Annotated in this window: 29 protein-coding genes and 1 pseudogene; 18 read left to right on the top strand and 12 right to left on the bottom strand. The window is 71.7% G+C overall.

Annotation, left to right across the window (positions count from 1 at the left end; all coding sequences use genetic code 11):
• Positions 1-270 precede the first annotated feature (270 nt).
• Positions 271-1362 carry an aldose epimerase family protein gene (locus ACZ4FH_RS34935; RefSeq protein WP_467309875.1) on the top strand — a complete coding sequence of 364 codons (1092 nt, stop codon included), beginning with the start codon at positions 271-273 and terminating at the stop codon, positions 1360-1362.
• A gap of 308 nt (positions 1363-1670) precedes the next feature.
• Here the strand turns inward: ACZ4FH_RS34935 and ACZ4FH_RS34930 are convergent, their stop codons facing one another.
• Entirely contained in the window at positions 1671-2315 is a 645-nt protein-coding gene (locus ACZ4FH_RS34930) for a TIGR03086 family metal-binding protein (RefSeq protein WP_467309874.1), read from the bottom strand.
• Positions 2316-2422: 107 nt separating this feature from the next.
• Between ACZ4FH_RS34930 and ACZ4FH_RS34925 the strand changes: the two genes are divergently transcribed.
• Both ACZ4FH_RS34925 and ACZ4FH_RS34920 read left to right on the top strand, forming a co-directional pair.
• The gene (locus ACZ4FH_RS34925; protein WP_467309872.1) at positions 2423-3034 is read left to right on the top strand and encodes a TetR-like C-terminal domain-containing protein; all 612 of its coding nucleotides are present in this window, start codon (positions 2423-2425) and stop codon (positions 3032-3034) included.
• A gap of 55 nt (positions 3035-3089) precedes the next feature.
• Positions 3090-3506 carry an acyl-CoA thioesterase gene (locus tag ACZ4FH_RS34920; protein WP_467309870.1) on the top strand — a complete coding sequence of 139 codons (417 nt, stop codon included), beginning with the start codon at positions 3090-3092 and terminating at the stop codon, positions 3504-3506.
• Between the two features lie 7 nt (positions 3507-3513).
• On the opposite strand, the gene ACZ4FH_RS34915 is transcribed toward ACZ4FH_RS34920, so the two are convergent.
• Positions 3514-4089: a YdeI/OmpD-associated family protein gene (locus tag ACZ4FH_RS34915; RefSeq protein WP_467309868.1), complete on the bottom strand. Its 576-nt coding sequence runs from the start codon at positions 4087-4089 to the stop codon at positions 3514-3516.
• 154 nt (positions 4090-4243) lie between these two features.
• Here ACZ4FH_RS34915 and ACZ4FH_RS34910 point away from each other — a divergent pair, with 154 nt between their 5' ends.
• Positions 4244-4612, top strand: coding sequence for an ArsR/SmtB family transcription factor (locus ACZ4FH_RS34910; protein WP_467309866.1), 369 nt, complete (start codon positions 4244-4246; stop codon positions 4610-4612).
• Between the two features lie 180 nt (positions 4613-4792).
• Here the strand turns inward: ACZ4FH_RS34910 and ACZ4FH_RS34905 are convergent, their stop codons facing one another.
• Positions 4793-6163 (bottom strand): FAD-dependent oxidoreductase, encoded by a 1371-nt coding sequence (locus ACZ4FH_RS34905; RefSeq protein ID WP_467309863.1) that lies wholly within the window; start codon positions 6161-6163, stop codon positions 4793-4795.
• Positions 6164-6655: 492 nt separating this feature from the next.
• On the bottom strand, positions 6656-7384 hold the full coding sequence (locus ACZ4FH_RS34900; protein ID WP_467309862.1) for an SMI1/KNR4 family protein: 729 nt from the start codon (positions 7382-7384) through the stop codon (positions 6656-6658).
• Between the two features lie 193 nt (positions 7385-7577).
• Between ACZ4FH_RS34900 and ACZ4FH_RS34895 the strand changes: the two genes are divergently transcribed.
• From ACZ4FH_RS34895 to ACZ4FH_RS34880, 4 genes are all read left to right on the top strand, one after another.
• Positions 7578-7991: a hypothetical protein gene (locus tag ACZ4FH_RS34895; protein ID WP_467309860.1), complete on the top strand. Its 414-nt coding sequence runs from the start codon at positions 7578-7580 to the stop codon at positions 7989-7991.
• 83 nt (positions 7992-8074) lie between these two features.
• Entirely contained in the window at positions 8075-8509 is a 435-nt protein-coding gene (locus tag ACZ4FH_RS34890) for a hypothetical protein (RefSeq protein ID WP_467309858.1), read from the top strand.
• Between the two features lie 430 nt (positions 8510-8939).
• Complete coding sequence (locus ACZ4FH_RS34885) at positions 8940-9941, top strand: hypothetical protein (protein ID WP_467309937.1); 1002 nt, start codon at positions 8940-8942, stop codon at positions 9939-9941.
• 287 nt (positions 9942-10228) lie between these two features.
• Entirely contained in the window at positions 10229-11209 is a 981-nt protein-coding gene (locus ACZ4FH_RS34880; RefSeq protein ID WP_467309856.1) for an HNH endonuclease, read from the top strand.
• A gap of 114 nt (positions 11210-11323) precedes the next feature.
• Here ACZ4FH_RS34880 and ACZ4FH_RS34875 read toward each other — a convergent pair whose 3' ends face one another.
• The gene (locus ACZ4FH_RS34875; RefSeq protein WP_467309854.1) at positions 11324-11992 is read right to left on the bottom strand and encodes a DUF305 domain-containing protein; all 669 of its coding nucleotides are present in this window, start codon (positions 11990-11992) and stop codon (positions 11324-11326) included.
• Between the two features lie 175 nt (positions 11993-12167).
• Between ACZ4FH_RS34875 and ACZ4FH_RS34870 the strand changes: the two genes are divergently transcribed.
• Complete coding sequence (locus ACZ4FH_RS34870) at positions 12168-13658, top strand: LVIVD repeat-containing protein (RefSeq protein ID WP_467309852.1); 1491 nt, start codon at positions 12168-12170, stop codon at positions 13656-13658.
• A gap of 136 nt (positions 13659-13794) precedes the next feature.
• Here ACZ4FH_RS34870 and ACZ4FH_RS34865 read toward each other — a convergent pair whose 3' ends face one another.
• The 5 genes from ACZ4FH_RS34865 to ACZ4FH_RS34845 form a co-directional block, all read right to left on the bottom strand.
• Complete coding sequence (locus ACZ4FH_RS34865; protein WP_383636878.1) at positions 13795-13974, bottom strand: hypothetical protein; 180 nt, start codon at positions 13972-13974, stop codon at positions 13795-13797.
• A 70-nt stretch (positions 13975-14044) separates the two neighbouring features.
• Complete coding sequence (locus tag ACZ4FH_RS34860) at positions 14045-14746, bottom strand: HAD family hydrolase (protein ID WP_467309849.1); 702 nt, start codon at positions 14744-14746, stop codon at positions 14045-14047.
• A gap of 46 nt (positions 14747-14792) precedes the next feature.
• Positions 14793-15488 carry a phosphatase PAP2 family protein gene (locus tag ACZ4FH_RS34855; protein ID WP_467309847.1) on the bottom strand — a complete coding sequence of 232 codons (696 nt, stop codon included), beginning with the start codon at positions 15486-15488 and terminating at the stop codon, positions 14793-14795.
• Between the two features lie 95 nt (positions 15489-15583).
• Positions 15584-16519 carry a M56 family metallopeptidase gene (locus ACZ4FH_RS34850; RefSeq protein WP_467309845.1) on the bottom strand — a complete coding sequence of 312 codons (936 nt, stop codon included), beginning with the start codon at positions 16517-16519 and terminating at the stop codon, positions 15584-15586.
• 87 nt (positions 16520-16606) lie between these two features.
• Entirely contained in the window at positions 16607-17182 is a 576-nt protein-coding gene (locus ACZ4FH_RS34845) for a DUF5134 domain-containing protein (protein WP_467309843.1), read from the bottom strand.
• Positions 17183-17407: 225 nt separating this feature from the next.
• On the opposite strand from ACZ4FH_RS34845, the gene ACZ4FH_RS34840 reads away from it, so the two are divergent.
• Positions 17408-17965, top strand: coding sequence for a GNAT family N-acetyltransferase (locus tag ACZ4FH_RS34840; protein ID WP_467309841.1), 558 nt, complete (start codon positions 17408-17410; stop codon positions 17963-17965).
• Between the two features lie 63 nt (positions 17966-18028).
• Here ACZ4FH_RS34840 and ACZ4FH_RS34835 read toward each other — a convergent pair whose 3' ends face one another.
• On the bottom strand, positions 18029-18712 hold the full coding sequence (locus ACZ4FH_RS34835) for a glycerophosphodiester phosphodiesterase (protein ID WP_467309839.1): 684 nt from the start codon (positions 18710-18712) through the stop codon (positions 18029-18031).
• 268 nt (positions 18713-18980) lie between these two features.
• Between ACZ4FH_RS34835 and ACZ4FH_RS34830 the strand changes: the two genes are divergently transcribed.
• The 5 genes from ACZ4FH_RS34830 to ACZ4FH_RS34810 all read left to right on the top strand — a co-directional run bounded on the left by ACZ4FH_RS34830 (position 18981) and on the right by ACZ4FH_RS34810 (position 23626).
• On the top strand, positions 18981-20378 hold the full coding sequence (locus tag ACZ4FH_RS34830) for a DUF6421 family protein (protein WP_467309837.1): 1398 nt from the start codon (positions 18981-18983) through the stop codon (positions 20376-20378).
• Between the two features lie 26 nt (positions 20379-20404).
• The gene (locus ACZ4FH_RS34825; RefSeq protein ID WP_467309835.1) at positions 20405-21172 is read left to right on the top strand and encodes an SDR family NAD(P)-dependent oxidoreductase; all 768 of its coding nucleotides are present in this window, start codon (positions 20405-20407) and stop codon (positions 21170-21172) included.
• Positions 21151-22230: a threonine aldolase family protein gene (locus tag ACZ4FH_RS34820; RefSeq protein WP_467309833.1), complete on the top strand. Its 1080-nt coding sequence runs from the start codon at positions 21151-21153 to the stop codon at positions 22228-22230. Before ACZ4FH_RS34825 ends, ACZ4FH_RS34820 begins: the two co-directional genes overlap by 22 nt.
• A gap of 74 nt (positions 22231-22304) precedes the next feature.
• Positions 22305-22907 carry a transglutaminase-like domain-containing protein gene (locus ACZ4FH_RS34815; protein ID WP_467309831.1) on the top strand — a complete coding sequence of 201 codons (603 nt, stop codon included), beginning with the start codon at positions 22305-22307 and terminating at the stop codon, positions 22905-22907.
• A 26-nt stretch (positions 22908-22933) separates the two neighbouring features.
• Positions 22934-23626, top strand: a complete 693-nt coding sequence (locus tag ACZ4FH_RS34810; RefSeq protein ID WP_467309829.1) for a B3/B4 domain-containing protein — start codon at positions 22934-22936, stop codon at positions 23624-23626.
• A 28-nt stretch (positions 23627-23654) separates the two neighbouring features.
• On the opposite strand, the gene ACZ4FH_RS34805 is transcribed toward ACZ4FH_RS34810, so the two are convergent.
• Positions 23655-24377 carry a lysophospholipid acyltransferase family protein gene (locus ACZ4FH_RS34805; RefSeq protein ID WP_383636844.1) on the bottom strand — a complete coding sequence of 241 codons (723 nt, stop codon included), beginning with the start codon at positions 24375-24377 and terminating at the stop codon, positions 23655-23657.
• A gap of 217 nt (positions 24378-24594) precedes the next feature.
• Here ACZ4FH_RS34805 and ACZ4FH_RS34800 point away from each other — a divergent pair, with 217 nt between their 5' ends.
• From ACZ4FH_RS34800 to ACZ4FH_RS34790, 3 genes and pseudogenes are all read left to right on the top strand, one after another.
• A complete protein-coding gene (locus ACZ4FH_RS34800; protein WP_467309826.1) occupies positions 24595-24921 on the top strand; it encodes a TlpA family protein disulfide reductase in 327 nt (108 codons plus the stop codon).
• A gap of 196 nt (positions 24922-25117) precedes the next feature.
• Positions 25118-25624, top strand: a complete 507-nt coding sequence (locus ACZ4FH_RS34795; RefSeq protein WP_467309824.1) for a flavin reductase family protein — start codon at positions 25118-25120, stop codon at positions 25622-25624.
• Between the two features lie 202 nt (positions 25625-25826).
• A pseudogene (locus tag ACZ4FH_RS34790) lies at positions 25827-25910 on the top strand (electron transfer flavoprotein subunit beta); the annotation flags it as partial.

The raw sequence follows: 25910 nt of genomic DNA, 5'->3' as shown, positions 1-25910 counted from the left end.
TCGGCCACGGGGCGATCCCCTCCCGCGTCGTCGGGATCACCCCGGTACATCCAGTACCGGGGCGGCCCTCAGCCTTGCGATCGCACGCACCAGACGCCGCCGAGCCCGTCCCACGGGCGGACGGCTCCACTTTCCGGACACGCCCTAGCGCGCGACGCCGGATCCGCCCCCACGCGGGGGCCGGGCGCGCGTCCCCGGGGAGTGCCCCGCCGTTCCGCGGCAGGGCCCGGCCCGGCCCGCCCGGCCGCCCCGCCCGTCCCAAGGAAACTGATGCCTCGCCCCACCGCGACACGCACACCGTTCGGCGCCCACGGGCCCGTGGACATCGACGTCTGGACGCTCGACTCCGGCACCGGAGTCCGGGCCGAGATCCTCACGTACGGCGGCATCCTGCACCGTCTCACCGTGCCGGACACCCAGGGAAGACCCGCCTCGGTCGTCCGCTCCCTGGAGTCGCTCGACGCCTACATGGGCGAGAACCCCTTCTTCGGCGCCCTCATCGGCCGTTTCGCCAACCGCATCGCCCACGGCCGCTTCACCCTCGACGGAACGGCCCACCAGGTGCCGCCCACCGACCGGGGCCACGCCCTGCACGGCGGCCCCGAGGGCTTCCACACCCGCGTCTGGCGGGCCGAGGGCGAGGCCGACGACAAGGCCGCGGTCCTCCGGCTCACCCTGCACAGCCCCGACGGCGACATGGGCTTCCCCGGCGCGCTCGACGTGACGGTGACGTACACCCTCGACACGGCGGGCACCCTCGCCCTCGACTACACCGCGACCGCGGACCGCGCCACGGTCGTCAACCTCACCAACCACGCGTACTTCGACCTCACCGACGGGGCCGGCATCCTCGGGCACACGCTCCAGGTCGACGCCGGGCACTACCTCCCGGTCGACGGGGAGGGCATCCCGGAGGGGCCCGCCGCCCCGGTCACCGGCACCCCCTTCGACCTCACCGCCCCGCAGGTCCTCGCCGAACGCGTAGCCGACCCCCACGCCCAGGTCCGCCGGGCCGGGGGCTTCGACCACTGCTGGGTCCTCGACGCTCCCGCCACCCCGGGCGCGCTGCGCCGGGCGGCCCGTCTCACCGCCCCGGATGCCGCCCGCACCATGGAGGTGTGGACCACCGAACCGGGCATCCAGGTCTACACCGCCAACCAACTCGACGGCACCCTGACCGCGCCCGGCGGCGGCCGCCACACCCGGCACGGCGCCGTCTGCCTGGAGACCCAGCACCTGCCCGACTCGCCCAACCGTCCGGACCAGCCCACCACGGTGCTGCGCCCGGACGAGATTTTCACCAGCCGTACGGAACTGCGCTTCCCGCACCTGGGACGGGGCGGGGACGCGACGGGGGACTGAAAGACCACGACGTCTTCGCGCGGTCCCGGCCCGGCGGGGCGCCCGGTCGCTGCCGGCCGTCCGGCACGGGTCCGGTTCTGATTCTGGTTCTGGTTCTGGCCGTACGGTCCGGGCCCGGACCACATGACCGCACCCTGGCGGTCCGGGCCCGGACCGCACCCCACCCGTGCGGACCGCACCCTGAGCCTGCCGCCTGCCGCCTGCCGCCTGCCGCCTGCCGCGCTGCCGTTGCCATGCGTGCCACGCCTGCCGTGCGTGTCGCGCTCTCGCGCCCGCCGTCCTGGCAGTCCTCGCCGGGCGGCCGGGGGTCAGGCCCCGGCCGCGACCGGCCGGCCCAGATACGCGGCCAGCCGCACCCGGGCCGGGGCGTCCGCCGGGGCCGGGCGCTCGGGACCGAACATGCCGGGCCGGCGGAACGGGTCCATGCCCGTCCGCCGCGCCCGGGACAGCAGGTCCTCGCACAGTTCCTCGTCGACCCGGTCGGTACGGCCGGCGGCCCACGCCAGATCGAGGCCGTGCACCAGGACCTCGGTGAGGTGGATCAACGCCGCCAGAGGGCCCGGAACCGCGCCGAACCCGAGGCGCACGGTGATGGAGGCCAGGTCCTCCTCGCTCCCGGCGGCCCGCCGCCAGGCCGCGCGGTCGGCCTCCGCCGCACGGGCGTAGGCCCCCGCCGGATCGGTGCCCAGCCAGTCGTCGTGGTGGGCGCCGCCGGGGTCGGTGCCGGTCAGCTCGGCGGCGAAGATCCGCATGCCGCCGACGAGATGGTTCAGCGTCGCGCGCGCGTCCCAGCCCGCGCAGGGCGTCGGCGACGACCAGGCGGCGTCGTCGACCACCGCGACCACCGCGCCCGTCATGGCCAGCGCCCTCTCGATCCGCTCCGTCACCCCGGGACGGGGGCCGCGCTCCGGATCCGGCGGCGCGGGACGGTCGATGGAGGGGATCGGCGGCATCGGGTGCTCCTCACGCGGTGGCGGACCGGTTCACGTACGGCTGCGAGCAGGACCGTAGACCCACCCTCCCCACTAACGCAAGGAATTACTGCGTTAGTCTCGGCGGTGTGAACCAGGACCCCGCCACCGCCGCCCCGCTGCCCCCGTCGCCCGCCCGCCGCCCCGGCGGCCGCAGTGCCCGGGTCCGCGAGGCGGTCCACCGCGCCGCCACGGAGCTGATCGCCGAACGCGGCCACGGCGCCTTCTCGGTCGCCGATGTCGCGGCGCGCGCCGACGTCGCCGACAGCAGCGTCTACCGCCGGTGGGGCACCCTGGAGGCGCTGCTCATGGACGTGGTCGTCAGTCGGCTCACCGCGCACTCGCCCGTGCCCGACACCGGCAGCCTCGGCGGTGACCTGCGCGCCTTCGCCGCCAAGGCCGCCCAGGACGTCACCGGACCGGACGGACTGGCCCTGCTGCGCACCGTGGTCGCTGCCCTTTCCGCGGGCCCCGACGGCGTGTCCGCCCGCGACCGATTCCTCGCCGTCCGTTCGGCCCAGGTCGACGGCATGCTGGAGCGGGCCCGCGCCCGGGGGGAGGACGCCCCCGACGTCCTGGACGTGCTGGACGGCGTGCTCGCGCCGCTCTATGTCCGGGTGCTCTTCGGCGTCGTCCCCCTCGCGCCGGACTACACCGACACCCTGGTCGACCGGCTGCTCGCGCACCGTGCCGAGGGGTGATCCGTACCACTCGGCCTGCGGGAATGCCGGAAGCGGAGGCGCTGTTGCGCCGTTCATGACCTTCTTCGTGGATGTGACCGTACGGGGCTACGAACTCGATACGCAGGGCCACCTCAACCAGGCCGTCTACCTCCAGTACGCCGAGCACGCACGCTGGGAACTGCTGCGGGCGGCCGGGCTCCCCCAGGAGAAGCTGCTGGCCGACGGCGTGGGGCCGGTCGCGCTCGAAGTCACCGTGAAGTTCCGCCGCGAACTGCGCGGCGGCGAACGGGTCCGGGTGTCCTGCCGCTTCGACTACGGGGAGGGCAAGACCTTCACGGTCGCGCAGCAGATCCTCAAGGAGGACGGCACGGTCGCCGCCGAGATCACCGGCGTGGCGGGCATCCTCGATCTGACGACCCGGCGGCTGATCGCCGACCCGGCGGACCGGCTGGCCTCGCTCGCCAAGGACCCCGAGCTGCTGCGCGGCTGACCGGACCTCAGCGGACCTTCCGGCCCGCCGCCAGCGAGGCCACGGCCTTCGCCAGACGCGCCGCCCGGACCTCGGGCGTCGTCGCCGTCATCAGCCGCAGCAGCACCAGATAGCGGTCCGACCTGCTCAGCCCCTCGAAGAAGACGCGCGCCGCCTCGTTCGCCGCGAGCGCGGCCGTGAGGTCGTCCGGCACGGTGGCCCGGCTCTGCGAGGGGTACGCGGCGGCCCACCGCCCGTCCGCACGGGCCGCCTCCACCTCGGCGAGCCCCGCGGCCCGCATCCGGCCCTCCTCCGTCAGCGTCGCGACCTTCTCCACATTGATCAGCGACCACGGGCTGCGGCGCCGCCTGGGGGAGATCCGCTGGAGGTAGTACACCGCGTCCAGGGACTTGCGCTGCCCGTCGATCCAGCCGAAGCACAGCGCCGTGTCGATCACCTCCGACGCGGTCACCGACGCCACCCCGGACCCCCGCTTGGCGATCTTCAGCCAGAGCCCGTCCCGGCTGTCGTGGTGCTCCTCCAGCCAGGCCTCCAGCGCGGCGGGCCGCGCGAAGGGAAGTGCCTGCTCCACCGAGTCCGTCATGGTCCGCGCCTCCTGGGGGCCGGGTCGGGTGCCCGGCCGCAGGACCACAGTAGGCAGGCTTCAGGACAGTTCCTGTCCTATACGGCGCCTTCGGCGTACTACGACGCACCTCGTAGTATGGGAGGCCGGACCGAGCGACGATGCGGAGCGAGACGTGACCCCTGCCAGCGCCACCGACCCGGTGGCCGGCGCCCGCGCGCTGGCCCACCCCGCAGGGCACGAGATCAGGCTGGAACCGGTCCTGCACGCCCTCGCGGACCCGGTGCGCCTGCGCATCGTCCGCGAACTGGCCGCCGCCGAGAGCGAACTGACCTGCTCCCGGTTCGACCTGCCGGTGACCAAGTCCACCACCACGCACCACTTCCGGGTGCTCCGCGAGAGCGGCATCGTCCAGCAGATCTACCGCGGCACGGCCAAGATGAACGGCCTGCGGCGCGATGACCTGGACGCCCTCTTCCCGGGCCTGCTGGACCGCATCCTCGAAGCCGCCGACCGCCAGGCCGCCCGCCTCGCCGAGAACTGACCCGCCTCCTGCGGCCGGGCACCGGTCGGGCCGGCCCGCCGCGCATCCGGGGGCGTTGCCAGGCGTCTGCCCGCAGCGCACCCGGGGGCGTCCTGGCCTATCTGGCGATCCGGTTCCGCTGGACCGTCTGCCCGCAGCGCACCTGGGGGCGCCGCCAGGCGCGGGCTATCCAGCCGCGGCCTACACCCCGTCGCCCCGGGCGGCGCCCATCAGCCCCGGCCAGTCCGGGATCTTCACCGGCCCCCTGCCGAGCGAACGCCCGAGGGCCGCCTCCGCGCGCTCGATGGACTGCCAGCCGTCCCACTCCACGGGGCGCAGTCCCCAGGACCGCAGCACCGCCAGGGGGTCCGGGGCGGCCGAGCGACGCGCGAGCAGCGGCGCGTCCTCGATCAGCGAGGCGACGGTCTCCTTCGCGCAGGACCGGTTCGACCCGATGACCCCAGTCGGCCCCCGCTTGATCCACCCCGCGACGTACTCCCCGGGTGACGGCACACCGCCCCTGAGCACCCGCCCGGCCCGGTGCGGCACGGTCCCGTGCACCGGATCGAAGGGCAACCCGGGAAGCGGCACGCCCCGGTACCCGACCGCCCGCAGGACCAGCTCCGCGGCGATGTCCTCGTACGCCCCCGTGTCCCGGATTCCGCCCTCGCCGTCCGGCACCGTCCGGGCGAACCGCACTCCCGCCACCCGGCCGCCGCGCTCCAGCAGCTCGACCGGGCGCAGAAAGAACCGCAACGCGATCCGCCGCCCCCGGACGTCCCCATCGGCCGGACCCGCCGCGGCCCAGCCGCGCAGGACGTCCAGATTCCGCCGCACCACCGCGGGCGGCGGCGGAGCATCCGGTGCCGGACCGGCGTACCAGGGATCCTGGGCCAGCTCCGCCGGCTCGACGACGACACGCGCTCCGGGCAGCGCCCCCAGCTCCCGCAGCTCCTTCGTAGTGAACCGGGCCTGCGAGGGCCCGCGCCGCCCGGCCATCACCACCTGCCGCACCCGGCTGCCCGCCAGCACACCCAGCGCGGGCTGCGGCACGTCCGTGGGCCGCAGCTCCTCCGCGCCCCGGGCCAGGATCCGGGCCACGTCCACCGCCACATTGCCCATCCCGATCACCACGACCGTACGGGCCCGCAGCCCGAAACGCCCCGTCGCCGTATCCGGATGAGCGCTGTACCAGGAGACGAACTCCGTGGCCGAACGGCTGCCCGGCAGCTCCTCGCCGGGAATCCCCATCGACCGGTCCGCCGCGGCCCCCACGCAGTACACCACCGCGTGATACAGCCCCGCCAGCCGCCCCGGCTCCACCCCGCCCGCGCCCACCGGCACGTTCCCGACGAAGGTCACCCGCTCGTGCTCCAGCACCGACCGCAGACTCTGCTGAAGCGACTTGATCTTCTCGTGATCGGGCGCCACGCCGTACCGCACGAGCCCGTACGGACAGGGCAGCCGGTCCAGCACATCGACCCGCACCCCCGGAACCAGATCCTGGGCCACCAGGGCCTGCGCGGCATAGATCCCACTGGGACCGGACCCGACGACAGCGACACGAAGCACGACACACCTCATTCCCGAGGGTTCCTCCAGCATCGCACCCGGGCGGCGTTCAGGGGCAGAGTGCTGCTCCGAGCGCTGTCCGGCGGATCATGCGACTGTCCAGTACCGTCACCACTGCCGCGATCCGGCACTGGCTCCGGGGCTGAGCAGCCCCGCTGACTCGCTCCCCAAGCGGCAAGCGGTGGTGCCGGCGGGGCTTGGTGACATCGGCGCGGGCCCGATTCCGGTCGCCACAGAGACGTTGCGCGGCTTTCCGGCCGCCGCCAGATCCACGTATCGCCCCGCCTGCTACTGCCCGCCATCGCGCTCGCGGCAGCGATTTCCGCCCCGAGTCCGCTGCCGCCGACGCCCGGGTCTTGGCAGCAACCTCCGGACCGACCGGCACGCTCACCGGCCTCTGCGGCGGACAGTGAGGCGGGGCAGACCCGTCGCGGCTCTCGCCCGTGCCCACCAGGAAGCTCCTCGGTGGCCTCTACCGCGGGTGAGGCAACTTCAGCGGACCCAGGGTCCGGAAAGGTCCTTGCGTATGGTCTCAAGATCAGCAGCCGCATGTCCGCGTGCATGGATCCAGGACTGGTCCTGAGTTCCGTCTCTGCGTACCAGTCGGCCAGGTGCCGAGTACCAGCGCACGGGCGAGTCTTCCTTGCCGGCCCACAGGGGATGGTCAGGCAGGTTCACTCGGGCATAGCGCTCGTGGAGGCTCGGCAGCAGTGAGCCGGGCAGCTCGCAGGCATCGTAGAGCCCCAGGTCGTCAGCTCCGAAGAGGGACTCGCTCAGCACGAGTTCGACCCATGCGAGGGACATCCGATCGAGGAACAGGACCCAGCCGTCGTGTGAATCCACCATCACCGGCGGATCGTTCTGTTCGATCTCGGCCAGGGGGATCGCCCAGGAGGCGCAGCCCTGATTCTCGTGGCGGAAGACCAGGACGCCGCCCAATGCGTCGGTGACGCGGAGCCCCGACACCGGCACCAGAGGATCCTGCTGCCGGGTCAGGTCCTGTCGGCGCCCGAACAGCGCGTATCCCTCGCGCAGGGCAGCCGGGAGTCCGAATCCCAGCTCGGCCTCGGCTGCCGCCAACTCGCCCTCGCTGTAGCCGTCTGACGGCACCAGCGGGCGCCGCATCCACGCGTCCGCGAACCAGCGCACAAAGTCCCAGGCTTGCGTGGGAGTCTGCACCCCGCCTCGCAGTGCCGCCGAGACATCAGGACCGTCCAGCATGCCGAGAACGCTATCGCTTCCGCGCTGTCCCGGCCTGTGCTCACCGAATGGGGCATTCCAGGGCCGCGTTGACGCCGTGATCAGACCACTCACGGCGAGATCGTCCGAGCTCGATCACGCTGTGGGACCGCCGGGCTCCGGCGAGAGCACATCTCGGTCGCCCGGAAGGCCTCTGCATGAGAGCCTCACGCCCGTGGCTACTGAAACCGAGGTGGGAGAATTGTTGCACCGACGTGGCTGGCGGACGGCGTTCACCGTCGCCGACAGAGTGAACGCGTGGGCTGCCCTGGTGAGCGCCATCGAGCGCGGCTACGGCGACGACGTCTACGAGTACACCAACGACCTCTCCTGCCGAAACTGGCTGCACGAGGCGTGGCTCCTGCTGGACGAAGCCGTCGTCCAGCTCTGGACCCCGCGAATCAAAGTTCTGGACGACCAATACAAGGCCGCGACCCTTGACGACGACGGCCAAGCACTCGGCCGATTCAGCAGACTGCCCGGCCCCGACCTGTGGTGGTGGCGTCGCCACCCCCGCATCCTCACCGGAGACCTCGGGCGTTCGCTTCACGCAGCCGGTGCCACCGGCGCCCCTCCGGATGAGGCCTGACCCTCGGCCTCATGGGATTGCGGGACAGAGCACCTGGGATGCCCGGCCGATCACGGCTGTGGGCTGTCGGGCATCATGCCCGGGTGAGCATCATCGTGGAGTTCTTTGTGGCGCCGGACGACACGACGGCGAGTCTGGCCCTCCAGACCGGGCCGGGGCAGGCGTTCGAGTCGCTCTCCTTCGGGAACTTTGACCCCGAAGAGGCTGTGGTCGAGTGGGAATACCTTCTGCTCGGCGGCAACTTCGAGGAACTCGTCGAAGCCGGTGAGCCTCGCATCGTTGCCGGCCAGGACAATGGCGGGTGCATCGTCTTCGCGATGTCGACCCGCCTGTCCGATGCACTCGGGGACGCCGAACGCTCCAGGCTGCTGGACGTCGCTGCCGCGTGGGCTCAGCTCCGTGCGGAGGACGGCGAGGCCATCGACACGGCGACCGCGGACGCGATCGTGAGCGATCTGGCTGACCTCGTCACCAGCGCCCGGCGCCAGGACCAGAGCGTCTACTGCTGGGTCGCGTAGGAGCTCATGCACAAAGCCGGACGGCAACGGCCGCCGCGGTGGCGGTGCCGAGGAAGACGTGGCTGCGCTCGTCGTTTCGTGTGGCGACCGCTCGGGACTGCTCCGGACCGGCCCTTGCTTCCGGCATCATCTCCACCGAGCGGGCGAAGAGACTCTGCCACGGCGTCAGAGCCTGTCTCCTTGATGAAGGAGTTGCCCAGCCGATCGCTCCGGCCGAATGCTGGTGAGCGCGGCAGACGGTGGAGTCCACTCTGGTCGCTGGTCACGCGCATCATCGGCGAGGTTTCCGGCTGTCTGAGGCCGCGAGCGGGGCGTGGAGGTCTGCTCTGCCAGTCGGTGGGGCGTTGGCGTCGACAGAAAAGCGCTTGCCCCCGGTCCGACCGCTTGGTGGGATGCTGGAGCTTTCACGGCGGGAGGGGACGGCTTGGCGGTGTTCGGGTGTGCGGGCTGCGGTGCGGTGCTGACAGCGGCAGTGTCGGAGGTGGCGTTGCCGATCCACCTGGCCGACGCCCACTGGGAGACGCTGCACCCTTCCCTGCTGGAGGCCGGGTCCTACGCCGTCGACCCCGCACCGTACGGGCCGCCGTGGCAGCAGTGGGACGAGGTCGGGGCACGCGAGGCGGCGGAGCGGGGGCGCTTCGCGCCGTTCGGCGCGCTGTCCAACGGACCGTCGGACACCGTCCTCCTCGCGCCGGGCGACATGCGCGGCACAAGGCTGATTCTTGAGCGGGCAGGGGGCTACTGCAGGGGGATCGACGGGAGGGACGGGCCAAACCTTGCCTGCCTGGGCTGTGATCTGCCGGTCGGAACGAGGATGGACGACTGCGGGTGCTGGCAGATCGTCCGTCTCCTCCCGCAGGCGGTGGTGCTGCTGCCCGGCCCGCCGGAGCGGCCGGTCATGGACTGGGCAGAGCTGTTGACCACGGGCGCGCTGTGGCACCGGCTTGGCGTATATCGGGACATCCCGGCGGGCGTGGCTCTCGCCCAGGTAGTGGTGGCCGCCGGTGGCGCGCCGGTCGAGGTGGTGCCAGGGCCTGCAGCTGACCTCCTCGGCCCGGCACTCGGAGCGCTGCTGCCCGCCGGGGAAGGTGCGAAGCGGCTGGACCTGGCGGGACCGGAGTTCGGCGAGTCGGCCACCGACCTGGTGCTGGTGCCGGTCCATCCGCAGACCGGAGACATGTGGCGGCCGCGTGCCGGGGCGGTGCCGGTGCCTATGGATGCCGCGCTGTGGGCCGAGCTCGCCTTCCCGCCGCAACGGACCCGGCTGCCGGTGGTCGGCGGGCTGCCGGCAGGCGTGGAGCGGGACGACCCGCTGCCGCCGCACCCGTGGTACCCGTTCCAGCCGTCCAGAGAGGCGTTCCGGTACACACTGGCGCGGATGCCCGCCGTCCGGGAGCCGTGGCTGCGGGCCATCTACGACCGAGGTTGCTGACCCGTCAGAGGTGTCGCGAACCCAGACGTGGGTTCGACGTAGCAGCGTATTCATGGACCGACTCGGAGCCGGAACCAGAACACCCCTGATCACATATGGTGGACCGACATCACACCTTCAGCGTCAGTAGCGGCGGATCACCGTGCCGGTCGGGCGGTCGATGAAGGCCAGACGGTTCGGCCGGTGGCGTTGTCAGGATCCGGGGGACGGCCGAGGGGCGGCGGTGTGTCGGGGCCGGCCGGGCCATCGGTGCGGCCGACGGCCCGCGCCGCTCATATGATCCCGCCATGGATGCGGAGCAGGCCGCGACGGCGATCGCGCGTGGAAACGCTTGGTCGTTTCTGGTCGTAGGGGGAGAGGAACGGCAGTTCCAGGGGAACGCCGGCTACGAGGACGTCGTGGAGGAGTCCTACAGCTACGACTCGACTGTGGGAAACCACCGTCGGGTGTCAGTGGGTGATCTCATTGTCGTCCGTACCGGCCGTGAAGCTCTTGGCGTGGGATACGTGGAAGAGCTGGAGATGATTCCGAACCAGGAGAAGCCACGTAGCCGATGCCCGGAGTGCGGGAGCACCGGGTTCAAGGAACGAACGTCTCAGCAACCCCGCTACCGGTGCAGCCCGTGTGCCACGGTCTTCGATCACCCGAGGGTCGAGACGATCCACGTCACCAGCTACAGGGCGCACTACGGAGGGACCTGGCAACCCCTCGAAGGGAGTCTGGGCAGGACGCAACTGGCCGAGCTCAGCCTCAGCAAGTCCGACCAGCAGTCGATCAAGGCCATGGACCGGGCGCGGACGCTGGCCGCGGTGGCCTCACGAGGGATCCGCCTTCCCCGGAGCCGAGCGGCCGATGCATCAGGACACCGGCCCTTCGAGTTGCCGGGAGGGCGTCGGCGGACGTCGGCAGCAGTCCGGCGCGGTCAGGATGCCTTCCGTAGAGCTCTGGTCCGCCAGTACGGGTTGGTCTGTGCCGTGACGGGTGCAGCGCCGGCAGAGGTCCTCGAAGCCGCTCACCTCCGGCCGTTCGCAAAGACGGAACGGCATCTCATCGGCGAGGGGTTGCTCCTGCGCTCCGACATCCACCGCCTCTTCGACAGCGGACTGCTGGCCATCAGCAGTGGCCTGACGGTCTGTGTCGCACCGAGCATTGCAGGCCATGCCGCATACCGCCCTCTGGACGGTGCGGCCCTGCACCTTCCGGAGTCGGCGCCACTCGACCGTGATGTGCTGGCGGAGCACCACGCCGCCACGACCGCCACCTGGTGACGTCATGCTCCGCTGACCGGCTGCGACCGGTGCGTGATCGCCGTCGAGCCGACACGGCAGATGCCCGCGCGGCCCGGCGCGCAGTTCCGGGCGGGCCGGTCATGGGCAAGGCCGTCACCGGGAGACGGCCCGCATCCGGTCGATCTCGCTGGTCTGCTGGGCGATCACGTCGTCGGCCATCTCCTCGACCTGGACGTTGTTGCCCTGGGAGAGCACCTCGGTGGCCATGGTGACGGCGCCCCGGTGGTGCGTGATCATCAGGTCCAGGAAGAGCCGGTCGAAGGCCGCTCCCTTTGCCGCGCGGAGGTCTTTGAGCTGGGCGGCCGTGGCCATGCCGGGCATCGCCGTGTGGTCCTGGTGGCCGGCGGCCTTCTCGTCCTTGCCGTGGCGGGAGAGCCAGCCCTGCATGGCGCCGATCTCCGGTCGCTGGGCGGCGGTGATGCGTTCGGCGAGGCGTTTGACGGAGGACGAGTGGGCGCGGGAGGGGACGAGCGCGGTCAGCTCCAGGGCCTGGGTGTGGTGCTCGATCATGCGCCGCACGTAGGTGACGTCGGCCGCGTTGGGGGAGTCGACCGCGGCCTCCTTCGCGGCCTGGGAGGGCGAGAGGGTTCGCGCGGGCTCGCCCGGCCTGCCCGGCGCGACGACCGAACCGGCCTCGTGGGTCCGGGTGTCGGGCCCGTCGTCACCGCCGTCCGCGTCGCAGCCGGCCGAGAGGAGCAGGGCGGCGACGGCCGCGGCGAGGACGCGTCCGCGCGGACCGAGGATGCGGCGACGTATCAACAAAGCGACCTCCATGGAGGATTGGGCGGTTGCGCTCTGTCCTAGCACGTCTACGCACAGCGTCGATCAAAAACTTTCATGACGTTCTTGTTGCCATCTGTTGGTATGGGCATGGCAAGGACCATACTGCCGGAGTCCGTGAATCGGTCAACTACCTACCGAACCATGGGAGGACGCAGTGACCTCGTTGCACACCACCCCGGTGCGGCGCAGACGTCTGGGCGTGGCGGCGGCCGCCGCCGGGCTGCTCGCCACCGTGCTGATGGCCGGACCCGCGGCCGCGACACCCGACCCCGGGGACGCGCCCGCGCAGAGAACCGAACTCTCCACGAGCGGCCGGGCCGAGGCGGCCGCCGCGATCAGCAGCGGTGAGGTGCCGGGTGTGGACGAGATCGTCCACAGCGCCAACGTCACCCACGTCGCCAACGTGCCCAAGGACGCGCTCCGCAGCCTCAACACCGACCTGGCCTTCCAGGGGAAGTACGCCTTCGCCGGGAACTACGACGGCTTCCGGATCTTCGACATCAGCAACCCGAGGGCGCCCCGCACCGTGGCCCAGGTGCTGTGCCCCGGATCGCAGAACGACATCTCCGTCTCCGGGAACCTGCTCTTCCTGTCCACGGACTCCTCGCGCAGCGACGACTCGTGCAGCAGCACCACCCAGCCCGCCACGGAGAAGTCCTCCTGGGAGGGCATGAAGGTCTTCGACATCAGCGACAAGCGCAACCCGAAGTACGTCGCCGCCGTCGAGACCGCGTGCGGTTCGCACACCCACACGCTCGTGCCCGAGCGGAACGACGTGTACGTGTACGTGTCCTCGTACTCGCCGAGCGCGACGTTCCCCGACTGCCAGCCGCCGCACGACGGGATCTCCGTCATCAAGGTGCCGCGCAAGGCGCCCGAACAGGCGCGCGTCGTCAACTTCCCGGTCCTCTTCCCGGACGGCGGGAACCCGGGCGCCCCCGAGAACCCGGGCGTGTCCAAGACGACGGGCTGCCACGACATCACCGTGCTGCCGTCCAAGGACCTGGCCGCCGGGGCGTGCATGGGTGACGGGCTGCTGTTCTCCATCAAGGACCCGGAGCACCCGAAGATCATCGACCGGGTCCAGGACAACGTGAACTTTGCGTTCTGGCACTCCGCCACCTTCAACCAGCGCGCGGACAAGGTCGTCTTCACCGACGAACTCGGCGGCGGCGGAGCGGCCACCTGCAACGAGGAGATCGGCCCGAAGCGCGGTGCCGACGGCATCTACGACATCGTCGGCCGCGGCGACCACCGCAAGCTGGTCTTCCGCAGCTACTTCAAGATCGACCGCCCGCAGGCCGACACCGAGGTCTGCGTCGCGCACAACGGCTCGATCATCCCGGTCAAGGGCCGCGACCTGATGGTCCAGGCCTGGTACCAGGGTGGGGTCTCCGTGTGGGACTTCACCGACTCCTCGAAGCCCAGGGAGATCGGATACTTCGAGCGCGGCCCCGTCACCCTGGACGAGGTCTCCACGGCCGGCCCCTGGTCGGCGTACTACTACAACGGCTACATCTACTCCAACGACATCGAGAAGGGTCTCGACGTCCTGAGGATCGACGACCGGCGGACCGACCCGGCCAAGCGGGTGCGGACGGACGAGCTGAACGTCCAGACCCAGCCGGACTACTTCGACCGCTGACCCCGCGGCCGGCCGGCCCGGCCGCGGCCTCGTCGCAGGAAAGGGTCCCGTCCGGTGCGCCACCGGGCGGGACCACGCGTCGTGACCGCGCGGACACGGGGGTGTCGGGGGAGGGTTCCCGAAGGGGAGGGGGCGCTCAGGCGGCCGAGCGGGCGCTGCCACCGGTGGCGGCGGCCCATTCGACCAGCAGCCGCTGGTACTCCTCCTCGTCCTCCGGCGACAGCTGCCCGCCCGAGCGCTGCCACAGCTCGCGAATGTCGTCATTCACGTCGGCTGCGGAGCGCACGGAGGAGGACGGGCACGGAGTCGGGGACATACACCCCAGGCTACGGCCCCGATGTGACTATCGGACCCATTGGGCGTCAGGGACATCTCTCACATGTGTCTCAGGCAACCCGGCGGGTCAGTTCGAGCTCCCGCAGCCCGCCCGGCCGCTCGTCCACCGGCAGATGGTCCACGAACCGCACCTCACACCCCAGCGCGGCCGCCCCGCCGTCCGCCACGCGGTCGTCCCCCACCATCACCACATCGGCCGGATCCTGTCCCAGAAGTGTGCAGGCCGTGCGGAAGAGCCGTGCGTCCGGCTTCTGGACGCCGTACTCGAAGGACAGCACATACGCGTCGACCCAGCGGTCCAGCCCGTGCGCCCGGAACACCGGCCGCAGATCCCAGCCGATATTGCTCACGACACCGACGGCGATCCCCTCGTCGCTCAGAGCGGCCAGCACCTCCGCCGCGTCCGGGTAGGGCAGCCAGGCGCCCGGCAGCCGATGCCGTTCGTAGAGCGTGTCGTACAGCCCCGGATCGGGCAGCTCCACCTGACGGGCCAGTCCGATGTACGCCTCCCGGTGCCGGGCCGCGCTCTCGTCGCGCAGCGCCCACGCCTCCGCCAGCCGCTCGGGCACCCGCCGGGGGGACGGGCCGCCCGGCAGCGCGCCAGCGGCCTCCAGCTCCCGGGCGCACCGCTCGAACTCCGCCGCCCCCAGCTCCACCTCCCGCTCCGCCAGGGCCCCGGTGAGCCACGCCCGGACGGACTCGATCCGGAACAACGTCCCGGAGAAGTCGAAGAGCACACCCTTGATCGCCATGGCCCCGATCCTCGCGGAGGCCGTGAAACCGGGCAAGGGCGCCCGTTCAGCCGGATTCCGTGCGGTGGCGCGATTCCCGCCGTTCGTACGCGCCCGCTGCCAGGGCCGCCAGGGCGGCGCCGAGCAGCCAGCCGCCCAGCACGTCGGAGGGCCAGTGCACTCCCAGATAGAGCCGGGTGAGACCGACCCCGAGCACCGAGACGACCGCCAGGCCCAGAACCGTCCGCCGGACCCCGCGCCCGGCGCCCGAGCGGTGCACCAGCCACACCAGGAGACCGCAGCTCACCGTCGCCGTCATCGCGTGTCCGGACGGGAACGCCGCGTAGTGCGCCGAGTCCACCGGATCGGGCCAGTGCGGACGCGGCCGGTCGACCGCGGCCTTCAGAGCCTGCTGGAGCACATTGGCCACCACTGCCGTCACCGCGGCCCAGACCGCGAGCAGCCGGGCACCGCGCCACCACAGCACCACGGCCACCACTGCGATCAGGGCCCGCATCGTCCACGGGTCCCACACCCAGTCCGTCAGCACCCGGTTGACCCGGACGAACCCCGGCTCCACGACCGCCCGCCGGTGCAGGGCCTGCGCGATGTCCCGGTCCAGGCGCATCAACGGGGACCAGCGCGCGGCCACCGCTGCCAGCACGGCCAGGGCGAGGAACGCGCACACCGCCCCGGCCCGCAGCAGCGGCGCGGCGGCACGGGTGCGGACGGGGGGTGCGGGGGAGCGGAGCAGGGAGGACATGAGGGGATCTTCGCCGACCGTCACCGGCCGAAGCCATCCCCCGCGCGCGGACTTCACCGTTCCGCGCCGGGACGGCCCCCCTTCCGGGACAGCGCTCAGCCGAGGGCCCCGAGCGCGGGCACGAACGCCACCAGCAGCGGAATCGCGGGCAGCAGGGTCGCCGCCGCGGTCAGCCCCAGCCGCCGGCCCGCCGTCAGCCGCCCGGCCGGTGCCAGCAGCCGGCTGACCCGCTCCGGCATCTGCGTACCGGGCGGCGGGCAGGGCCCGAACACCCCCCGGTCCTCGTTCAGTTCGACCAGGGCCAGGGCGGTCGTCAGCCGCCCGAAACGCCGGGACGCCGTGTCGTCGGCGGCGAGTTCGACGAGCCGGTGCATCTCGCCGCGGAACGCCGCGAAGACCGGGATCTGCGGGAAGCCGGAGGCCAGCGCCCCCGAGCAGTTGAGCAGCCAGTCGTGGCGCGCGTTGGCGTGCCCCTGCTCGTGGGCGAGGACCGCGTCGAGCTGACGGCCCTTCAACCTCCCCAGCGCGGCGGTCGTGACGACCAGCTGCGGAGCGGCGCCCGGCAGCCACCAGGCGTCGGGGCGCTCGCCCTCCAGCACGACGAGCCGGCTGCTGCCGGGCTCCTCGCCGGGCAGCAGCGGGGAGCGCACCAGCAGTTCGTCACGGCGGCGGCGCCGCTCCTGACGGGCGCGCCGGATCTCGCGGGTGAGCATTGCGGCCGTCCACACCCCGCCGAGCCCCAGCAGCACGGCCATCACGGCGGACCACGGTCCGTACGACCCCAGTGCATAGGCCTCCACCACCGCGTGCGGGGCCGGGGCGAACACATGGCCGCGCACGGCCTGCCAGGCGGCCGCCGCGCTGAACGTCATCGACAGCGCGAACGACAGCAGCACCCCCGCCACGACGCACTGCCACACCCACAGAGCCACCACGGGCTCGCGTTCCGGCCATTCGGCCCGCGCCATCAGCCGGGGTGTCACCACGGCGGCGAGCACACCGAGCAGCAGCAGAACGACGGAGACCACCATGGCGTCAGCCTATGAGCGCCGTGGTCCGCACGGGTATGGGTGTGCTCGCCAAGTGACGTACGCCACGGTTTCGCCCTGCCCGGTGTCTCACAGAGTGAGCAGCATGGCGAACATCGCCAGGGCCATCGTCAGCCGGCACGCCAGCGCCAGCTCCGGCCGGGCCCCCCAGCCCACCGCCGCCGTGCCGGCCGGTGCCGGGGCGACGCCCACGGGTATGAGCCGGGTCCCGGCACGCAGTACGTACCCCGCGTAGTAGACGAGGAGCAGTCCGGTCAGCAGCGGCACACCCCCGGCGGCCGCCATCGCGTGCGAGGCGTGGGCGCCGTGGCCCGCCCCGCCCGACCGTGCCATCACGAGGGACATGTAGACCATCGCCGACGAGCCGACCAGATGGTGCAGATGGTGGCGGCCCCGGCGGGCGGACCAGAGGGCCCGCAGCGCGGCGACGCCGAAGAGCGCGGCGTACACCGACCACCCCCACGCGGGCGGGGCGAGGACCGCGGTGGGCAGGGCCATCGCCGCCATGCCGAAGCCCATCACCGCCTCCGCCCGCGCACCGCGGCGCGCCTCCCCGGACGCACCGCGGGCGCGGAGCAGGCAGTACGCCCCCGTCAGCGCGCACAGCGCGGTGAGCAGCCAGCCGGACATGCCCGGTCCGTGCACAGCGCGACCTCCCCCCGGCGACCCGTGTCGCCGCCGCTCAGAAGCTGCCCGTGGCCGCACGCCCGTACGCGGCGCACAGGAGCGAAGGGGGAGCGCGCGTGGGGGGTGAAACGGCCGGCGGCGCCGTCCGGCGGGCCGGTCCGCACCCCGGACGCGGGGCGTCCGGCACGGACCCGGGAGTTACGCTGCTGCCGCACCGCCCCAGCACAGACGAGGAGACCCGCCATGGACACCGCCCCGACCAGGGACCCGGGACAGCTGACCTTCCGTGACGCGACCGAGGCGGACGTGCCGGCGCTCGTGGACCTCGTCCAGTCCGCCTACCGGGGCGACGCCAGCCGTGCCGGCTGGACCACCGAGGCGGCCATCCTGGAGGGGCAGCGCACCGACCCGGACGAGGTGCGCGGAGTGATCGAGGCGCCGGGGAGCCGGCTCCTCATGGTGGAGCGGGACGGCGTGCTCGTCGCCTGCTGCCAGCTCGAACACCGCGGAGACACCGCCTACTTCGGCATGTTCGCCGTGCGCCCCGCCGAGCAGGGCGCGGGACTCGGCAAGGTGATCATCGCCGAGGCGGAGCGCGCCGCCCGGGAGACCTGGGGCGTCCGCTCGATGCAGATGACCGTCATCTCGGTGCGCGAGGAGCTGATCGCCTGGTACGAGCGCCGCGGCTACCGCCGTACCGGGAAGCTGACTCCCTTCCCGTACGGCGACGAGCGCTTCGGCATCCCGCAGCGCGACGACCTCGCCTTCGAGCTGCTGGTCAAGGACCTCACCGAAGGATGAGCGACGACCGCCCCCGGCTTCGCCCGGGGGCGGTTCCCGGCCACGGGGCGCCCGCGACGGTCCTCACGCGGTGAAGCGGCCCGCGCGGCGGATCTCCGGGAAGTCGGTGGTCGCCCCGTCCAGGCCGAGCCCGCGGGCCAGCCTCAGATGGTCCTGGGTGTTGACCACCCAGCCGACCACGGTCAGCCCCCGGGCGTGCGCCTTCTCGACCAGCTCCAGCGTGATGCGCCGGATGTTGAGCACCAGACGGGTGGCGCCCACCGCCGTGGCCCGGTCCACCACGTCGTCGCCCCACCGGCTGGCCACCAGCGCGGTGCGGACCCCCGGCACCAGCCGCGCGACCTCCGCGATGGCCTCGTCGTGGAACGAGATGACCTCCACCCGGTCGACCAGGGCGCGCCGCGTCATCACCTCGGCCAGGGTGCGGGCCGCCGCCACGTCCTTGATCTCGGCCTGCATCGGGGACCGGACGGCGTCGAGCACCTCCTCGAACACCGGCACCCGCTCGCCCTGCCCGGCGTCCAGCTCGCGCAGCTCCGCCAGGGTCTTGTCGGCGATCGCCCCCGTGCCGTCGGTCGTGCGGTCCACCTCCGCGTCGTGCATGACGGCGAGTGCGCCGTCCTTGCTCAGATGGAGATCCAGCTCGATGAGGTCCATCCCGGCCTGTTCGGCGCGGACGAACGACCGCAGGGTGTTCTCCGGCTCGACCCCCATCACACCGCGATGACCGATGGTGAGAAAAGACAAGGCACTCTCGCTTCCGTCGTTGCTTGCGCCCGTGCCGCTCCTACCCCGCGGGGCGCCCCGGCATGACCGCACACCGTAGGCGATCCCGGCCCGCCGCCCCGTGAGGACGCCTCCAGCCCGACGGAAGAATCCGTCTGGGGCGCGGAAGGCAGGAAGAATCGCGGTGACCATGGGGTAGCGCAGGATAATTTCCCGGACCCCACTTGTCTCGGGGAACCGCACATGGATACGGTTGTTTGACGCGAGGTTCTCCTGTGGAGGAAGAGCAATGACGGAAATTCTTGTGCATGACGGTGTCGGCGGGGGCATAGCTTCCGCGGAACGGGTGGTGGATCACCCGGCCTGGTCCGCGCTCAAGAGTGCCGTGGAGGAGATCCGCCCCTGGCAGTCGAAGGACGGTTCCATCGACTTCGGCGCCGAGGACGCGCCGGAGCGGGCACGCGCCGAGGAGGCGCTGCGCCGGGTGACCGCGGCGGTCGAGGAGCTGTCCCCGCTGCTTCCGCACGACGCCGACTACCACCACGCCCTGGTCCGGGACCTGCGCCGCTGGGGTGCCGAGGGCTTCGGCGTCCCCGACTTCCTCGACTCGCTCCTCGCCTTCCAGCCGGCCAGGGACCGCGCCGACGGGCTCCAGCACCTGGTCGTCTTCGCGATGTACACCCAGAACGGCAACCCCGACCGCAACCTCGAAGCGGTCGTGCTGCGCATGGTCTGGCCCGAGTGGCTGGCCGACCTGGAGGCGACCCGTTACGACAACCCGCTGTTCTGCGGGATCACCTTCGAGGACTTCACCTCCGGCTACGACACCAACTCCGCCGTGCTCTTCCCGGAGACCATCGCGGTGCGCGAGGCTCCCGAGCGCTTCAGCTGGGGCGGCATCTTCTGCGACCGCGAGGCGGCCCGCTTCCGCCGCGTCACCGAGGCCGCCGTGGAACTGCTGGGGGTGGACCTGCCCGAGGACATCCGCGAGATGGTCGGCGACCAGCAGCGCTGCGAGCAGGCCTTCGTGCTCTGGGACATGGTCCACGACCGCACCCACAGCCACGGTGACCTGCCCTTCGACCCCTTCATGATCAAGCAGCGCCAGCCGTTCTGGATGTACGGCCTGGAGGAGCTGCGCTGCGATCTCACCGCCTTCAAGGAGGCCGTGAAACTGGAGGCCGACGGAGTCCGCCAGGGGCGCGACGTGCAGTACGCCGTGCTCTTCGACCGGATGTTCCGCTTCCCCGTCACCGGTGAGCGGGTGCGCAACTACGACGGTCTGGGCGGCCAGCTGCTCTTCGCGTACCTCCACAAGCACGACGTCGTGCGCTGGACGGACAACACTCTCAGGATCGACTGGGAGCGCGCCCCGCAGGTCACCAACCAGCTCTGCGCCGAGATCGAGCAGCTGTACCGGGACGGCATCGACCGCCCCAAGCTGGTGCACTGGTTCGCCGCGTACGACCTGGTCGCGACCTATCTCGCACCGCACCCCGGATCCCGCTGGGCCAAGGGCCCCGACGCCCTGGACCTCACTCAGCCTCCCCGCAAGCTCGTCGACGACGTGCTTCCGGACGAGTTTCCCCTGAGCATGTTCTATGAGGCGCTCTCCAAGAAGCTGAAGAACGTGATCGCCTCCACCAAGGGGATCACCGCCGCGGACGCCGGGCGGGCGGCCGCGTGAGCGCACGTCGTGAGGAGGCGGTGGCCATGAACGGAAACGGCACGGGCAGCGGGAGCGGTGCGCTCGAAGGGGCGGTCGTGGCGGTCGCGGGCGCGGCCGGACCGGCGGGCCGGGCGGCCCTGCTGCGACTGGCCGAGGCGGGCGCCGTGGTCGTCGCGTCGGACGCCAACGCGGCCAGGCTCGCGGAGGCCGTGGACGCAGCGCGGTACGCCCACGGGGGCGCCACCGTCACCGGGGACACCGTCGACCTGACCGACCTCGGCGCGGCCCGGGAATGGGCCGAGAAGACCGAGAAGGAGTTCGGCCGCATCGACGGCCTGGTCCACCTGGTGGGCGGCTGGCGCGGCAGCCCGAGCTTCGGCGAGACCGACCTCGCGGACTGGACGCTGCTGGAGAAGCTGCTGATCCGGACGGTCCAGAGCACCTCGCTGGCCTTCCACGACGGTCTGCGACGCAGCGACCGCGGGCGGTACGTGCTGATCAGCGCGGCCGGCGCGAGCAGCCCCACCGCGGGCAACGCCGCGTACGCCGCGTCCAAGGCGGCGGCCGAGGCCTGGACCCTCGCCCTCGCGGACGCCTTCCGCAAGGAGGGGGGCGAGCAGGGGCCGAGCAGCGCGGCTGCGATCCTGGTCGTCAAGGCACTGGTGCACGACGCCATGCGCGCCGAGCGCCCGAATGCGAAGTTCGCGGGCTTCACCGACGTCGGGGAGCTGGCCGATGCCATCGCCGGCGTCTGGGACCGGCCCGCCCCGGAAGTGAACGGAAAGCGCCTGTGGCTGACCCCGCACCCGTAAGGACCGACGCGCGTCGTCATCACGACCCGCTGGTCCGCGGCTTCGCCAGCGACAACTACGCGGGCACGCACCCGGAGATCCTGGCCGCGCTCGCCCTCGCCAACGGCGGTCACCAGATCGCCTACGGCGAGGACGAGTACACCGCGCATCTCCAGCGTGTGATGCACAGCCACTTCGGCCCCACCGCGGAGGCCTTCCCGGTCTTCAACGGAACGGGCGCCAACGTCGTCTCGCTCCAGGCGATGACCGACCGCTGGGGTGCCGTCATCTGCGCCGAGTCGGCCCACATCAACGTGGACGAGGGCGGGGCCCCCGAGCGGGTCGGCGGGCTCAAGCTGCTCACGGTGCCCACCGAGGACGGCAAGCTCACCCCCGAGCTCATCGACCGGGAGGCGTACGGCTGGGACGACGAGCACCGCGCCATGCCGCAGGTCGTCTCGATCACCCAGAACACCGAGCTGGGCACCGTCTACACCCCCGCCGAGATCCGCGCCATCTGCGAGCACGCCCACGGGCACGGCATGGCGGTCCACCTCGACGGCGCCCGCATAGCCAATGCCGCCGCCGCCCTCGACGTACCGATGCGCACCTTCACCAACACCGTCGGCGTCGACGTGCTCTCCTTCGGCGGCACCAAGAACGGGGCGCTGTTCGGCGAGGCCGTCGTCGTGCTGAACCCGGACGCCGTGCGGGCCATGAAGCACCTGCGCAAGCTCTCGATGCAGCTCGCCTCCAAGATGCGCTTCGTGTCCGTGCAGCTGGAGGCCCTGCTTGCCGGTGACCTGTGGCTGCGCAACGCACGGCACGCCAACGCCATGGCCCAGCGGCTCGCCGAGGGGGTGCGTGCCGTGGACGGCGTGGAGATCATCCACCCGGTCCAGGCCAACGCCGTGTTCGCCCGGCTCCCGCACGAGGTGAGCGAGCGCCTGCAGAAGCGCTTCCGCTTCTACTTCTGGGACGAGAAGGCCGGCGACGTGCGCTGGATGTGCGCCTTCGACACCACGGAGGACGACGTGGACGCCTTCGTCCTCGCGCTGAAGGAAGAGATGGCCGCCTGAGTCATTCTGCATAGAGTTGCGATCGACCGTAAAACTATTGATCACGGTCGATCGCTTCTCTATGCTCACCCGGCATGGAGCTGATCCAGCAGAACCCCGACATCAATGCGTACCTGGCCGTCGATGAGGCCATCGATCACGACCATCCGGTGGTCCGTGAGGCCGCCGCCCGGCTGCGCTCCGAGGTGAGTGACGCATATTCATACGCCGAGGCTGCCTTCGTTTTCGTCCGCGACACCATTCCGCACTCCGTCGACTCCGGAGACATGCGCGTCGCCTGGCGCGCCTCGGACGTCCTCGCCACCCGCAACGGCATCTGCCACGGCAAGTCCCACGCCCTCGCCGCTCTGCTGCGCGCGGAGGGCATCCCCGCGGCCCTCTGCTACCAGGCCCTCGCCGGCGACGACGGCATGCTCGGCGTGCTCCACGGGCTGATCGCCGTACGGCTCCCCGGCCGGGGTCGCTGGGACCGCCTGGACGCGCGGGGCAATGTGCCGCCGGGGGTGGACGCGCAGTTCTCGCTCGACCGGGAGCGACTGGCCTGGCCGGTCCGTGCGGAGTTCAATGAAGTGGACTATCCGGTACTCTATTCAAAACCGCAGCCCGAGGTGCTCCACGCCATGCGGTCGGCCGCGGACCGCGCGGAACTCTGGCGCCTGCTCCCCACGGCACTCTGAACCACCGTCTCCAGACGAGGTACGACATGTCCCTGACCCTCACCGTTTCCGACGAGGTACGCACCCTCGCCCCCGGCTTCACGCCCCTGGCCGTCGAGGCGCGGGGCCTGGTCAACGGGCCCAGCGACGCCGTGAGCGCCGCGCTCCTCGACGACGCGGCACGCCGTCTGAAGGAGCGGCTGGGGGACCGGCCGCCGCACGAGGACCCGCACCTGGCCGCCTGGCGCGACGTCTACACGGCGTTCGGCGCCAAGCCCTCACGTACCCGCAACTCCGCCGAGGCCCTCGCCAAGCGGGCCCTGACCGACGCGGGGCTGCCGAGGATCAACCAGCTCGTCGACCTCTACAACGCGGTCAGCGTCGCCCATCTGATCCCGGTCGGCGGCGAGGACACCGACCGGATCGCGGGGACCATGCGCCTGGTCCGCGCCACCGGCACGGAGCCCTTCGCCACCGTCGCGGGCGGGGCCGAGGCCGTCGAGCACCCCGAGTCCGGCGAGGTCGTCTGGTGCGACGACGAGGGCGTGACCTGCCGCCGGTGGAACTGGCGCCAGGGCGTACGGACCCGGCTGACCGAGCAGTCCGTGAACGCGGTGTTCCTGCTGGAGGGCATGGCACCGATGACGGCGGCCGAACTCGACGCGGCGGCCACCGAACTCGTCGAGGGGCTGGAGAAGCTGAGCCCCGGGGCGCGGATCACGGTCCGCACCCCGGAGTGACGTTTCCGCCGGCCCCGGCGCGGCCTCGTCAGCCGCGCTCGCGCACCTCGGCGGCCGTCGGAGCCGTACCGCCGAGGTGGGCCGGCACCCACCAGGTGTCGTTCGCGTCCCGGGGCCGCACCGGATAGGCGCGCTGGGCCGCTTCGAGCAGTTCCTGCACCCGCTCCCGCAGCCGCCGGGTGATGGCACCCGCGTACTGGTCGGTGGGGGCCTCCACGGGCTCACCGACCCGCATCGTCACCGGGATGTGGTCGCGCTTGAGGTTGCGCGGCCGCCCCTTGGTCCACAGCCGCTGCGTCCCCCACAGCGCCATCGGCACCAGCGGCACACCGGCCTCCTGCGCGAGCCGGGCCGCCCCCGACTTGAAGCTCTTCAGCGTGAACGACTCCGAGATCGTCGCCTCGGGGAACACGCCGACGATCTCCCCGGAGCGCAGCGAGGCCAGCGCGTGCGCGTACGCGTCCTCGCCCTGCTTGCGGTCGACGGGGATGTGCTTCATTCCGCGCATCAGCGGCCCCGAGACCTTGTGCCGGAACACCGACTCCTTGGCCATGAAGCGCACCAGCCGCTTCTGCGGCAGAGCAGCGAAGCCGTTGAAGATGAAGTCCAGGTAACTGATGTGGTTGCTGACCAGTACGGCGCCGCCGGTCTTCGGGATGTGCTCCGAACCCTGAGTGTCGATCTTCAGGTCGAGCGCCTTGAAAAACGTACGAGCGACGCCGATGACCGGTCGATAGACGAGTTCTGCCATCTGGAGAAGACCCTTCTTCAGCGCCTGAGGAGGTTCTCCCGGCGGAAGTTACGCAGCCGTAGGTTTGCGGCATTGGGCCGATCGTGCCGTATGCGCGACGCGCTGGCCAGTCTCGGAGGGCCCGGGGCGGGAGATTCTCGTCACGTGGCGCGGCCGGGAATGTCCGGCGGCCCTCGGACGCTGACCCCTTGAGCAGAGATCCGGCAGGAGGCCGAAGGTGGACGGGCAGAAGCAGGCGGAACGGCTCACCGCGGCCCAACTGGGGGCCGAGCTGGGGGAGAAGGCCACCCTCGTCCAGTTCTCCAGCGCGTTCTGCCAGCCCTGCAGGGCCACCCGCCGCACCCTCGCGGAGGTGGCCGGCATGGTCGACGGCGTCGCACACGTCGAGATCGACGCCGAGGCGCATCTCACTCTCGTCCGCGCCCTGGACATCAGCCGCACCCCCACCGTCCTCGTCCTCGACGCCACCGGCCGGATCGTCCGCCGGGCGGCCGGACAGCCCCGTACCGCGGACGTCGTCGCCGCACTGGGCCGCGCCATATGACGGACCGTGATGCTTCTCCCACCTGATGGGACGGTCTTGACTGCACCCACCACCCATCGTCAGTCTGACGCTATGCCGCCAGAACTCCTTCTCTACGGCCGGGTCCACGTCGACCTCGCCCGCAACGCGAGTGCGCGCTGTCCGGGTGCCTGAGCATCCACGGCCCCGCACATCCGACGCGCAGAAGGACATCTCCATGACGGCATCACCCGAGATCGGCAATCCCCGCACGGCCACCCCCGACCTCCTCCGCTCCGTCTTCCGGCAGCACGCGGCGGGCGTCGCCGTGATCACCGCCGCCGGCGAGCGGCCGGTCGGCTTCACCGCCACCTCGCTCAACTCCGTCGCCGCCGATCCGCCGCTCGTCTCCTTCGGCGTGGGCACCTCCTCGTCCAGCTGGCCCGTGATCGCCCGGACCGAGCACATCGGCGTCCACATACTCGGCGAGCACCAGCGGGACCTGGCCGCCACCTTCGCGCGCAGCGGGGCCGACCGCTTCGGTCCGTCCACCGAATGGCGCAGCGGGCCCGAAGGCGTCCCCCTGCTCGACGGTGTGCTCGCGTGGCTGGTCTGCCGGGTCGTGGCCCGGGTTCCGGCGGGGGACCACCGGATCGTGATCGCCCAGGCGATCACCGGCGATCCGGTCGGCGGCGGCCGTCCGCTGGTCTACCACCAGGGCGGTTTCACAGCACTGCGCGACTGAGTTTTTCCTTGGGGCGACTGGGCGCCCGGCGTTGGCCAGATCACAGTGCAAAGCGCTTGCTCATTGGGCGGCGGATGGATGTACTGGCGAGTAATATGACGGTCGGAGCGTCGGTCGCCCCGACCGGAAAACGCCCCATCAGGCGCCTATGCTGCGTGCAACAAGGCAGCCCCGGAAAAGACGATGCAGTAGGAGAGCCGGCGTGAGCTTGAGGATCGTTGTCTGTGTGAAGTACGTGCCCGACGCGACCGGTGACCGGCATTTCGCCGATGACCTGACGTTGGAC

It is taken from the genome of Streptomyces sp. NPDC024555 (assembly GCF_055559335.1).
The sequence above is the reverse complement of the archived record's forward strand: the minus strand, read 5'-3'. Positions and strand labels throughout refer to the sequence as shown.